Annotated in this window: 8 protein-coding genes; 5 read left to right on the top strand and 3 right to left on the bottom strand. The window is 67.0% G+C overall.

The features are described from left to right. Positions 1 to 55: 55 nt before the first annotated feature. Positions 56 to 1,813, bottom strand: coding sequence for a bifunctional isocitrate dehydrogenase kinase/phosphatase (aceK, locus tag IWH25_RS17470; RefSeq protein WP_203387031.1), 1,758 nt, complete (start codon positions 1,811 to 1,813; stop codon positions 56 to 58). Between the two features lie 178 nt (positions 1,814 to 1,991). Here aceK and IWH25_RS17465 point away from each other — a divergent pair, with 178 nt between their 5' ends. From IWH25_RS17465 to IWH25_RS17450, 4 genes are all read left to right on the top strand, one after another. Beyond that, positions 1,992 to 4,238: an NADP-dependent isocitrate dehydrogenase gene (locus IWH25_RS17465; protein ID WP_203387030.1), complete on the top strand. Its 2,247-nt coding sequence runs from the start codon at positions 1,992 to 1,994 to the stop codon at positions 4,236 to 4,238. A 135-nt stretch (positions 4,239 to 4,373) separates the two neighbouring features. Further along, positions 4,374 to 5,471, top strand: a complete 1,098-nt coding sequence (locus IWH25_RS17460) for an acyltransferase family protein (RefSeq protein ID WP_203387029.1) — start codon at positions 4,374 to 4,376, stop codon at positions 5,469 to 5,471. A 107-nt stretch (positions 5,472 to 5,578) separates the two neighbouring features. Beyond that, the gene (gene icd / locus IWH25_RS17455) at positions 5,579 to 6,805 is read left to right on the top strand and encodes an NADP-dependent isocitrate dehydrogenase (RefSeq protein ID WP_203387028.1); all 1,227 of its coding nucleotides are present in this window, start codon (positions 5,579 to 5,581) and stop codon (positions 6,803 to 6,805) included. A gap of 60 nt (positions 6,806 to 6,865) precedes the next feature. Beyond that, positions 6,866 to 8,065 carry a CaiB/BaiF CoA transferase family protein gene (locus IWH25_RS17450; RefSeq protein ID WP_203387027.1) on the top strand — a complete coding sequence of 400 codons (1,200 nt, stop codon included), beginning with the start codon at positions 6,866 to 6,868 and terminating at the stop codon, positions 8,063 to 8,065. Positions 8,066 to 8,076: 11 nt separating this feature from the next. Here the strand turns inward: IWH25_RS17450 and IWH25_RS17445 are convergent, their stop codons facing one another. Then, complete coding sequence (locus IWH25_RS17445) at positions 8,077 to 8,883, bottom strand: M48 family metallopeptidase (protein ID WP_238998949.1); 807 nt, start codon at positions 8,881 to 8,883, stop codon at positions 8,077 to 8,079. 68 nt (positions 8,884 to 8,951) lie between these two features. On the opposite strand from IWH25_RS17445, the gene IWH25_RS17440 reads away from it, so the two are divergent. Beyond that, entirely contained in the window at positions 8,952 to 9,299 is a 348-nt protein-coding gene (locus IWH25_RS17440; RefSeq protein ID WP_203387025.1) for a nucleotide pyrophosphohydrolase, read from the top strand. Positions 9,300 to 9,336: 37 nt separating this feature from the next. Here IWH25_RS17440 and IWH25_RS17435 read toward each other — a convergent pair whose 3' ends face one another. Further along, entirely contained in the window at positions 9,337 to 12,099 is a 2,763-nt protein-coding gene (locus IWH25_RS17435) for an EAL domain-containing protein (RefSeq protein ID WP_203387024.1), read from the bottom strand. Positions 12,100 to 12,193: the final 94 nt, after the last annotated feature.

Raw genomic sequence — 12,193 nt, 5'->3', positions numbered from 1 at the left:
AATTGGCAGGAGCTTATTCCTTCCGGTTATTACGGGGGCGGAAGCGTAGCGGCGCTCAGCTACGCGGGTAGGCGTTGCAGAAGCGCAACTCTTCCGGGTAAGGATAGAAATCGGGCACCTTGCCGGCCAGGATCTGCGCCTTGGTCTGCTGCCAGAATTCGGCGGTGAGCAGGTCGCGGTGGTGCTTGAGGAAGGCCTGGCGCACCTTCGGCGAGCCGAGCAGGAAGGTGCCGAACTCCTCCGGGAAGACGTCGTTCCTCGCCACCGAGTACCAGACCTCGCCCGACATCTCGGTTTCGTAGTCCGGCGCTTCCGGGATGTGGCGGAAGTTCATGTCGGTCATGTACTCGATTTCGTCGTAGTCGTAGAAGACGACGCGGTTGTAGCGGGTGACGCCGAAGTTCTTCCACAGCATGTCGCCGGGGAAGATGTTGGCCAGCGCCAGCTCGCGGATCGCGCTGCCGTACTCGCGCACCGCGTGCTCGGTCTTCGCCTCGTCGGCGCGGTCGAGGTAGAGGTTGAGCGGCACCATCCGCCGCTCGATGTAGAGGTGCTTGATCACGACGTCGTCGCCTTCCTCCTCGAACATCGACGGCGCCAGCGTGCGCAGCTCGTCCATCAGGTCCTCCGAGAAGCGCGCACGCGGTAGCGCCACCTGCGAGAACTCGAGCGAGTCGGCCATGCGGCCGACGCGGTCGACCTGCTTCACCAGCTGGTACTTGCGCTCGACGGTGGCGCGGTCGACTTCCTTCGAGCTGCCGAAGACGTCCTTGATGATCTTGAACACGTAGGGGTACGAGGGCAGCGTGAACACCAGCATGACCATGCCCTTGATGCCGGGCGCGATGATGAACTTGTCCTCGGAGTGCTTCAGGTGCTGGTAGAAGTCGCGGTAGAACATCGTCTTGCCCTGCTTGCCCAGCCCGATCATCGTGTACAGCTCGGAACGCGGCTTGTTCGGCATGATCGTGCGCAGGTATTGCACATAGCCCGAGGGCACCTCCATGTCCACCATGAAGTAGGCGCGCGAGAGCGAGAACAGCAGCGAGATGCGCCAGGCGTCGAGCAGGATGGTGTCGATGAACAGCCGGCCGCTGTCGTCGTGCAGGACCGGGATCGCGAACGGCAGCTCGAGGTGGCCGTTGATCGCCTTGCCGATGATGTAGGCCCCCTTGTTGCGGTAGAAGGCCGAGTACAGCACCTGGATCTGGAAGTTCGCCTCGGCGGTTGGCCATTGTCCGCCGAGGTGCTTCTCGGCGCTGCGCATGATGCAGTCGATGTCGCGGTCGAGGTCGGCGAACGGGCGCTGCCAGTCGAAGTCCTGGATGATGCGCTTGACCGTCGCCCGCAGGCCGCCGTGCGCCGACGGGTAGTAGCTCGAGTAGACCGGCGGGTAGGACTCGATGTATTCGGTGGATACCGCCGGCCGGGCGAAGATGAAGTCGTTGTGGAAGTAGCTGCGGTGCAGGATCTTGGTCGTCACCGAGTTGAAGAAGGTTTCGGCGAGCTCCGGCTGCTTGTGGTTCACCAGCAGGCCGATGTAGTAGAGCTTGATCTGCTGCCAGGTCTGGTCGTCGATGTGGTCGGCGTCGAACTCCTCGCGCAGGCGGGCGACGTTGTCGTCGACGCGCTCGTCGTAGGAGCGGATGCGCTCGCGCACCGCCTTCTGCACTTCCAGCCACTGCGCGTTCTCGAACAGCGTCTTGGCCTGCTGGCCGTAGAGGCGGATGTTGCGGTAGTGGCGGTTGAAGCCTTCGATCATGGCATCGGCCACGCGCTGCGCGAGCGGATTCTGAACGGTCGAGATGTCCATCGACGGCGGCTCGGGGAAGGAGGGGCTGGGCCGGGGATTCTAGCACCCAGGGTGTTGCGTCGCTGCATCACTCCATCCCGGATTGTGGAAAGATGTTTCATTTCTGTAAGCCTGATGAAAGCGGAGGCGTGTAGACTTCGTCCGTTTTTTCCACGTCAATCCAATTTCGGGGGGTAGCATGGCTGCAGGCAAGTCGAAGATCATCTATACGCTCACGGACGAGGCGCCGCTGCTGGCGACCTGCTCCTTTCTGCCGATCATCCGCGCCTTCACCGCACCGGCCGGGATCGACATCGAGGAGGCCGACATTTCGGTGGCCGCACGCGTACTTGCCGAATTCCCGGAATGCCTGAGCGATGCGCAGAAGGTGCCGAACACCCTGGGCGAGCTGGGCAAGAAGTGCCTGCTGCCCGACACCAACATCATCAAGCTGCCGAACATCAGTGCCTCGGTGGCGCAGCTGAAGGCCTGCATCAAGGAGCTGCAGGAGAAGGGCTACCCGATCCCCGACTTCCCGGAAAATCCGGCGAGCGACGAGGAGAAGGCGGTCCGCGCGCGCTACGGCAAGTGCCTCGGCTCGGCCGTGAACCCGGTGCTGCGCGAGGGCAACTCCGACCGCCGCGCGCCGGGCGCCGTCAAGAACTACGCCAAGAAGCACCCGCATTCGATGGGCGAGTGGAAGCAGTGGTCGCAGTCGCACGTCTCGCACATGCACGGCGGCGACTTCTACCACGGCGAGAAGTCGATGACGCTGGACCGGGCGCGCGACGTCAAGATGGAGCTGGTCACCAAGAGCGGCAAGACCGTCGTGCTGAAGCCGAAGGTCGCGCTGCTGGCCGGCGAGATCATCGACTCGATGTTCATGAGCAAGAAGGCGCTGTGCGAGTTCTACGAGAAGGAGCTCGACGACTGCCGCGAGGCCGGCATCCTCTTCTCGCTGCACGTCAAGGCGACGATGATGAAGGTCTCGCACCCGATCGTCTTCGGCCACTGCGTCAAGATCTACTACAAGGAAGCCTTCGAGAAGCACGGCAAGCTGTTCGACGAGCTCGGCATCAACGTCAATAACGGCATGGTCGACCTCTACGAGAAGATCAAGACGCTGCCGGAATCGAAGCGCGACGAAATCATCCGCGACCTGCACGCCTGCCAGGAGCACCGCCCGGCGCTGGCGATGGTCGACTCGGCGAAGGGCATCACCAACTTCCACTCGCCGAACGACATCATCGTCGATGCGTCGATGCCGGCGATGATCCGCGCCGGCGGCAAGATGTGGGGCGCCGACGGCAAGCAGTACGACGCCAAGGCGGTGATGCCGGAATCGACCTTCGCCCGCATCTACCAGGAGATGATCAACTTCTGCAAATGGCACGGCAACTTCGATCCGAAGACCATGGGCACCGTGCCCAACGTCGGCCTGATGGCGCAGCAGGCCGAGGAATACGGCTCGCACGACAAGACCTTCGAGATCCAGGAAGACGGCGTCGCCAATATCGTCGACCTCGCCACCGGCGAAGTGCTGCTGACGCAGAACGTCGAGCAGGGCGACATCTGGCGCATGTGCCAGGTGAAGGACGCGCCGATCCGCGACTGGGTCAAGCTGGCCGTCACCCGCGCGCGCAACTCCGGCATGCCGGCGATCTTCTGGCTCGATCCCTACCGTCCGCACGAGAACGAGCTGATCAAGAAGGTGAAGCTCTACCTCAAGGACCACGACACCACCGGCCTCGACATCCAGATCATGAGCCAGGTGCGCGCGATGCGCTTCACGCTCGAGCGCGTTGCCCGCGGCCTCGACACCATCTCGGTGACCGGCAACATCCTGCGCGACTACCTGACCGACCTGTTCCCGATCATGGAACTCGGCACCTCGGCGAAGATGCTGTCGATCGTGCCGCTGATGAACGGCGGCGGCATGTACGAGACCGGCGCCGGCGGCTCGGCGCCGAAGCACGTGCAGCAGCTGACGCAGGAAAACCACCTGCGCTGGGATTCGCTCGGCGAGTTCCTGGCGCTCGCGGTGTCGCTCGAAGAGCTCGGCATCAAGGAGAACAACGCCCGCGCCAAGCTGCTGGCGAAGACGCTCGATGCCGCGACCGGCAAGCTGCTCGACAACAACAAGTCGCCGCGCCCGAAGACCGGCGAGCTCGACAACCGCGGCTCGCAGTTCTACCTGGCGACGTACTGGGCGCAGGAGCTGGCCGCGCAGGCCGAGGACAAGGAACTCGCCGCGCATTTCGCGCCGCTGGCCAAGTCGCTCGCCGAGAGCGAGCAGAAGATCATCGCCGAGTTCTCGGCGGTGCAGGGGCAGCCGGCCGACATCGGCGGCTACTACCTGGCCGATGCCGCGAAGCGCGAGGCGGTGATGCGCCCGAGCGCGACCTTCAACGCGGCCTTGAAGGCAATGCCCGCCGCTGCTGTATAATGCGCGCCTGCCCGACCCCGCGTCGGGCACGCCAGGAAGGCGAAGCCGGCAGCGGCTTCGCCTTTTTCTTGGCGGGGCGCGCAGCGGCGGTCGCTCGCGCCGACATTCCGCTTCTTCGTTTCGCAGTCTCCCGTCGTGAACGTTCCGTCGAATTCGCTGTTCATCCTGGCCTTGCGGGCGCTTGCCGCCCTCATCATCGTTGCCCACCATTTCGCGCTCTACGCGCCGTTGCGCGACTGGGCCGCGCCGCTGGCCGGCGACGTCCTCGACTTTCTCGCCCGTCACGCCCGGGCAACCCAGGTGTTCTTCGTCGTCGGTGGCTTCGTCGCGGCGCGGACCATCGGCAACCGCCTGTGGTCCTTCCGTCAGCTCGGGCGCTTCGCGGTGCAGCGTTACTGCCGGCTGGGCCTGCCCTACCTGGCGGTGGTCGCCATCGTCATCCCGATCTACGCCTTTGCCCGCGGCTGGGTGCCGGACGACGTCCTCGGCAGTCCGGTCAACCTGTTGCAGCTGCTCGCCCATGTCTTCTTCCTGCAGGACATCCTCGGCTACGAGCCGCTGTCCGCCGGGCTCTGGTTCGTCTGCATCAATTTCCAGCTGAGCCTCGCCTACGCGCTCATCCTCGCCGGCGAGCGCCGCTTCGGCCGCGGCGACGGACGCTGGTTCCTGCGCCTCGGCTGGTGCGCCGCCGCCTTCTCGCTCTTTCACTTCAACCTCAACCCGGAATGGGAAGCCTGGGGGCTCTACTTCTTCCCCTACTTCTTCATGGGCGTGCTCGTCCATCACGCGGTGCAGCACGGGGAGCGCCGGCACTTCCTCGCCTACCAGGCGCTGCTCCTGCTCGCCATCTGTTTCGAATGGCGCTGGCGCGTGGTGGTGGCGATGGTTTTCGCGACGATGCTGTTCGTCGTCGAATACGCCGGCCTCGGGCAGCGCTGGCCGCGCAGTCGCTGGCTGGCGGCGCTCGGGCGGATCTCCTTCAGCCTGTTCCTCGTCCATTTCCCGGTGCTGGTGCTCGTCGGCGCCGTCTGCGCGCGCATGGGCTGGTCCAGCCCGCAGGCCGCGCTGGCCGCGCTCGTCGCCGCCTTCGCCTTGAGCCTGGCCGCCGCGGCCGTCTTCCATCGCTGGGTCGAAGCGCCGGCGACCCGGCTGTCGCGCCGCTTCCGGCCGTCGCTTGCGCCGGCGAGGCCGGCCGGGGCGGAGCGCAGCACGCGTCTGGCGTTCGAGAACTGACACGCGGCAGGCTTTGCTCCATAATTGATGAACCAAACTGCCGGCCCGGGGAGCGATTTCCGGGCCGGCTTTCATGACCGCTACCCATCATCGCATCTGGAGTGGATATGACTTCGCACATCAAGGTTCCGCAAGGTGGTTCCAAAATCGTTCCCGGACAGGCGATTCCGGACAATCCGATCATCCCGTTCATCGAGGGCGACGGCATCGGCGTCGACATCACGCCGGTGATGATCAAGGTGGTCGACGCGGCGGTGGCCAAGGCCTACGGCGGCAGGAAGAAGATCCACTGGATGGAGGTCTATGCCGGCGAGAAGTCGACGCAGATCTACGGCGCCGACGAATGGCTGCCGAAGGAGACCTTCGACGCGCTGAAGGAATACTCGGTGTCGATCAAGGGGCCGATGACGACCCCGGTCGGCGGTGGCATCCGCTCGCTGAACGTCGCGCTGCGCCAGGAGCTCGACCTCTACCAGTGCGTGCGCCCGGTGCAGTACTTCAAGGGTGTGCCCTCGCCGCTGAAGCAGCCCGAGCTGTGCAACATGGTCATCTTCCGCGAGAACACCGAGGACATCTACGCCGGCATCGAGTGGGCCAACGGCTCCGAGGCCTGCAAGAAGGTGATCAAGTTCCTGCAGGAAGAGATGGGCGTGAAGAAGATCCGCTTCCCGGAATCCTCCGGCATCGGCATCAAGCCGATTTCGGTCGAGGGCACCGAGCGCCTGGTGCGCGCCGCGATCAAGTACGCGATCGCCAACAAGCGCAAGTCGGTGACGATCGTGCACAAGGGCAACATCATGAAGTTCACCGAAGGCAACTTCCGTGACACGGCCTATGCGCTCGCCAAGCGCGAATTCGGCGGCGTCGAGATCGACGGCGGTCCGTGGCTGAAGCTCCCGAACGGCATCGTGATCAAGGACTCCATTGCGGACGCCTTCCTGCAGCAGATCCTGCTGCGCCCGGCCGAATACGACGTGATCGCCACCACCAACCTGAACGGCGACTACATCTCCGACGCGCTGGCGGCGCAGGTCGGCGGCATCGGCATCGCGCCGGGCGCCAACATCTCCGACCAGTACGCGTGCTTCGAGGCGACGCACGGCACCGCGCCGAAGTACGCCGGCAAGGACAAGGTGAACCCCGGCTCGCTGATCCTCTCCGCCGAAATGATGCTGCGCCACCTCGGCTGGAAGGAAGCCGCCGACCTGATCATCAAGTCGATGGAAGCGGCGATCGGCGACAAGGTCGTGACCTACGACTTCGCCCGCCTGATGGACGGCGCCACCGAAGTGTCGTGCTCGGCCTTCGGCGACGCGATGATCGCGCGCATGTAATTCGGTTCGGACGCACGGCAAAGCCCCCGCAATCGGGGGCTTTGTCATTTCGGAGGCAGCATGAACGACAACGCCAAGCCGCTCGCCGGCCTGAAGGTCCTAGAACTCGGCACGCTGATCGCCGGCCCGTTCGCCGCGCGCATCCTCGGCGAGTTCGGCGCCGAGGTGATCAAGATCGAATCCCCCGACGGCGGCGACCCGCTGCGCAAGTGGCGCAAGCTGTACGAGGGCACCTCGCTGTGGTGGTACCTGCAGGCGCGCAACAAGAAGTCGGTGACGGTGAACCTGAAACACCCGGAGGGCGTCGCCATCGTGCGCGCGCTGGCGCGGGAGGCCGACATCGTCGTCGAGAACTTCCGCCCGGGCGTGCTCGAGAAGCTGGGCCTTGGCTGGGAGGCGCTCGCCGCCGAGAACCCGGGGCTGGTCATGCTGCGCCTCTCCGGCTTCGGCCAGAGCGGGCCGCTGGCGGCGCAGCCGGGCTTCGGCGCGATCGGCGAGTCGATGGGCGGGCTGCGCTACGTGACTGGTTTCCCCGATCGGCCGCCGGTGAAGACCGGCATCTCGATCGGCGACTCGATCGCCGCGCTGTGGGGCGCGCTCGGCGCGCTGATGGCGCTGCGTCACCGGGAGGTGAACGGCGGCCGCGGGCAGGTCGTCGACGTCGCGCTGTACGAGGCGGTGTTCGCGATGATGGAGTCGCTGGTGCCCGAGTTCGACGTCTTCGGCTTCGTGCGCGAGCGCACCGGCAACATCATGCCCGGCATCACGCCGTCGAACACGCACACGACGCGGGACGGCAAGCACGTCGCGATCGGCGCCAACGGCGACGCGATCTTCCGCCGCCTGGCGCTGGCGATGGGGCGGCCGGATCTCGCCGGCGATCCGTCGCTCGCCGACAACGCCGGCCGCGACGCGCGCCGCGACGAGCTCTACGCGCTGATCGACGCCTGGGTGGCCGCGCACGACGAGGCCGAGGTGCTGGCGAAGCTCGCCGCGGCCGAGGTGCCGGCTTCGCGCATCTACTCGGTCGCCGACATGTTCGCCGATCCGCAGTTCCTCGCCCGCGAGATGTTGCAGACGGTGACGCTGCCGGGCGGGCGCGACTGCCGGATGCCGGGCGTCGTGCCCAAGCTGTCGGCGACGCCGGGGGCGACGGAATGGATCGGGCCGGCGCTCGGCGCGCACACCGATGCGGTGCTGTCTGGGCTCGGCTACGACGCGGCGCGCATCGCCGCGTTGCGCGCCGCCGGCGCGATCTGAACGCCGCCGCGTCAGCGGCCGGCCGCGGCGCGCTCGTAGAGCGGCATCACCTGCGGCAGCTGGCGCTCGATTTCCTTGATCCGGTTCGGTCCCGAGGGGTGCGTCGAGAACCAGGCGAAGGGCTCGCCCTTGCTCGCCGCGCTCATCTTCTGCCAGAGCGTGATACCGGCGCGCGGGTCGTAGCCGGCGCGCGCGGTCAGTTCGAGGCCGACCAGGTCGGCGTCGGTCTCGTCGTTGCGCGAGAACTTCAGCGTCAGCATGTCGCCGCCGAACTGGAAGACGTCGGTGTAGCGGCCGCCGCCGAGCAGCTCGCCGGCGACGATCGCGCCGAGCTGGGTCAGCCCGCTCTTCACCATACGCGCCCGCGCGTGCTCGCGCAGCGCATGCGCGATCTCGTGGCCGACGACGACGGCGATCTCGTCGTCGGTCAGTTTCAGGCCGTCGACGAGGCCGGTATAGACGGCGATCTTGCCGCCGGGCATGCAGAAGGCGTTGATCTGCTTCGAGCCGATCAGGTTGATTTCCCACTGCCATTTCCCGGCGCGCGGGTTGAAGCGCGCCGCGTGCTGCACCAGGCGCGTGCCGATGCGGCGGATGCGCTCCAGCTGCGGGTGGCCGTCGGGCGCCAGCGCCTTCTTCGCCGCCGCTTCGCGCAGCAGATCCCGGTATTGCTGTGCCGACGCGCGTTCGAGCTGCTCGGCCGGCACCAGGTTGCGCAGCATCGACGGGTTGCCGACGTCGACGCCTTCCGCCGCGACGGGCAGCGGGACGGCGGTGGCGAGCAGGCAGGCGAGGATGAGGAGGGGACGGCGGAGCACGGCGGGTCGATCTGGTGACGAACACGGGAGGGCGTTACAGTAGCACATCCCCCACTGGATCCAAGGTCATGACCCAGCTCGAAGAACTGCGCGCCGTCGTTCGCCAATTCGTCGCCGAACGCGGCTGGGACCGGCACCACAACCCGAAGAACCTGGCCATCGCGCTCGCCGTCGAGGCCGCCGAGGTGCTCGAACACTTCAACTGGTGCTCCGAGGCGGACAGCTTCAGGCTGCCGCCGGAGCGCCGGAAGGCGGTCGCCGACGAGCTCTCCGACGTGCTGATGGGCGTCATCCGCGTCGCCGACCTGCTCGAGATCGACCTCGCCGAAGCCTTCGCCGCGAAGATGGTGGAGAACCGCGCCAAGTACCCGCCGGAGAAGGTGCAGGGGCGGGCGATCAAGTACACCGAGCTGTGAGTCCGTTGGCGCAAGGCGCCGGCTTCGCCGCAGCGCCTCATGGCGCGACCCGGGGGGGCTGCGCGAGCAGCGATTCGAGCTGCGAAGGCTCCATCGGATGGCCGAAATAGAAGCCCTGGGCTTCGTCGCAGCCATGGGTGCGCAGGAAGTCGATCTGCGCGGCCGTTTCCACGCCCTCGGCGACGATCGTCAGGCCCAGCCCCCGTCCCATCGTGATGATTGCGCGCGCAATCGCCGATTCCGCCTCGCTGTCGGGCAGATCCTTGACGAAGGCGCGGTCGATCTTCAGCACGTCGATCGGAAAGCGCTTGAGGTGGGCGAGCGAGGAATAGCCGGTGCCGAAATCGTCGATCGCGACGCGCATCCCGGCCGCCTTGAGTGCGCGTAGGGTCGTCGCGGCGCGGTCGGCGTCGTGCATGACCATGCTCTCCGTGATCTCGATCTCGATCAGTCCGGGATCGATAGCGCTGCGTTCGGCAGCCGCGAGAATGTCGTCGAGCAGGTGCCGGTCGTTGAACTGGCGCGGCGAGAGGTTCACGGCGACGCGCAGCGGCGGCAGGCCGGCCGCGCGCCAGCGCGCCGCCTGGGCACAGGCGGAGTCGAGCACCCAGACGGTCATCGGCACGATCAGTCCGGTTTCCTCGGCGAGCGGAATGAAACATGACGGCGGCAGCAGTCCCTGCTCGGGGTGGCGCCAGCGGAGCAGTGCCTCGACGCCGACGATCCGCCGGCTCGCCAGGTCGACCTTGGGCTGGTAGTAGAGCAGCAGCTCGTCGCGGGCGAGCGCCTGGCGCAAGCCCGATTCGAGCGCGAGCTGCGCCGACGAGTGGACGTCCATCTGCGCCGAATAGAACTGGTAGTTGTCCTTGCCCTGCGCCTTCGCCCGGTACATTGCGATGTCGGCGTGTTTCATCAGCGTCAGCTCGTCGCCGCCGTCGTCCGGGAAAATGCTGATGCCGATGCTGGCGGTCATGTGTACCGGATGGCCTGCGACGTAGCATTCGCCGAGCAGCGCCTCGTGGATCTTGTGCGCGATCCGGCCGATCTGCGCAACGTCGTCGACGTCTTCGACGAGGACGATGAATTCGTCGCCGCCGAGGCGGGCGACGAGATCGTCCTCGGTGCCGATGCGCGCAATCACGTCGCTCGCGCGCAGGCATTGCGCGAGGCGTTGCGCCATGTCGCGCAGCAGGCTGTCGCCGGCGTCGTGGCCGAGCGTGTCGTTGATGTTCTTGAAGCGGTCGAGGTCGAGAAACATCAGCGCCAGCCGCTTGCCGCTCCTCCGCGCCCGCGCCAGTGCCTGGTTCAGGGCGGCGTTGAACATGGCGCGGTTGGGCAGCCCGGTCAGTGCGTCGTGGTAGGCGAGGTAGCGGATGTGCGCCTGCAGTTCCTGGCGCTCGGTGACGTCACGGGCGAGCGAAAGGAGATGGCGCTGGCCGCGGATCTCGATCGGGGCAATCGACAGCTCGACCGGAAAGACACTGCCGTCCTTGCGTCGGAAGCGGCTCTCGCGGGCGGCCGGCGCGCCTTTCGCGAGGCGCTCCGCCAGCCGCTGCTGTTCCTCGGGCGTGAAGCCTTCGTCGATGTCGGCGATGCGCAGGCACAGCAGCTCGTCGCGGGTGTAGCCGAGGCTCTCGCAGCCGCGCCGGTTGACATCGGTCAGGCGGCCGGATGCATCATGGACGAAAAGGCTGTCCGAGGCCTGCTCGACCAGCGCGCGGAAATGCGCCTCGCTTTCGCGCAACGCCAGTTCGGCTTCCTTGCGGCGGAGGAACATGCCGATCAGGCGGCCGACGAAGTGGAAGCTGCGTTCGAGCGTGACGTCGCGCGGCCGGATGCGGTGGGCGTAGAACTGCAGCGCGCCGTAGCGTTTCTCGCCGATGCGGATGGGCAGCGCGATTCCGTCGTCGGGGCGGCAGTCGGCGTGCGCCGGGGCTTCGGAGCCGCTTCCGCCGCTGAGCACGCGGTCCTCGTTGAGCGCGCGCAGGACCAGCGCTGGCGCCGTCACCGCCGCGTGCGGCGGGCATTGCTCGGAATCGCCGGCGCACGACGGCCGGGACGATGGCAGCCAGGCGGCGGCCTGCCGCAGCACGCCGTCGTCGCGGTCGGCGAGCCAAGCGATGCCGCACGAGGCATCGAGAACCTCGCCGACCACCGCCATGATCTGCGGGAAAACCGCGAGCGGCGAGCCGGCCTCCGCCAGCTGGCGGGTGACCGCGTATTCCATCGACTGGCGGACCTCGATCGTCTTGCGCTGCGTGACGTCGGTGACCGTGCCGTGCAGGCGGGCGATGCGCCCGCCCTCGTCGCGCAGCGGCTCGCCGCGGACCCGCACCCAGCGGGTGCGATCTCCCGGCGGCGGCAACAGCCGGAGCTCGATGTCGAAGGTGGCGCCGCGCCGCATCGCGCCGTGCACCGCGTCGCGCAGCAGCCGGCGGTCGCGCGGATGCGCGAGGTAGAGCACCTCGCGGTACGACGGCGGCGGCGCATACGGCGGGCGGCCGATCAGGCGCAATGTTTCCGGCGAGCAGCGGGCTTCCCGGCGGCGCCGGTCGAACGACCAGTTGCCGAGGCCGGCGATGCGCTGCGCTTCCTCGACCTGGGCGTACAGTTCCTGCATCTCGCGCGAGGAAATGTCCTGCGAGCGCTCCAGCAGATAACGCTCCTGATCGGCCTCGGTGTAGGCGCGGCTGACGCGCTCGACGAACTGCCGCCACTGGGCAGGGTCGGGCGGCATGTCGAGGTCGCCGATGCCAAGGCGCTTCAATTGGCGGAGTAGCAGGGGGTTCAGCTCGCTCATGGCTTTGCCGGTACGCGCTCAGTGGCCGGTCAAGGTCGCCGGCGCAGCGCGCGGCATCGTCAGCCTTCCCGCCGTGCCGACCGAACGGACTTGC

The organism is Azospira restricta (genome assembly GCF_016858125.1).
GTDB lineage: Bacteria > Pseudomonadota > Gammaproteobacteria > Burkholderiales > Rhodocyclaceae > Proximibacter > Proximibacter restrictus.
The sequence above is the reverse complement of the archived record's forward strand: the minus strand, read 5'-3'. Positions and strand labels throughout refer to the sequence as shown.

Excerpts from the sequence above, each read along its gene's own strand:
- IWH25_RS17440 (WP_203387025.1), top strand. The coding sequence starts at position 8,952 with ATGACCCAGCTCGAAGAACTGCGCGCCGTCGTTCGCCAATTCGTCGCC.
- IWH25_RS17450 (WP_203387027.1), top strand. The coding sequence starts at position 6,866 with ATGAACGACAACGCCAAGCCGCTCGCCGGCCTGAAGGTCCTAGAACTC.
- IWH25_RS17465 (WP_203387030.1), top strand. The coding sequence starts at position 1,992 with ATGGCTGCAGGCAAGTCGAAGATCATCTATACGCTCACGGACGAGGCG.
- icd (WP_203387028.1), top strand. The coding sequence starts at position 5,579 with ATGACTTCGCACATCAAGGTTCCGCAAGGTGGTTCCAAAATCGTTCCC.
- aceK (WP_203387031.1), bottom strand. The coding sequence starts at position 1,813 with ATGGACATCTCGACCGTTCAGAATCCGCTCGCGCAGCGCGTGGCCGAT.
- IWH25_RS17435 (WP_203387024.1), bottom strand. The coding sequence starts at position 12,099 with ATGAGCGAGCTGAACCCCCTGCTACTCCGCCAATTGAAGCGCCTTGGC.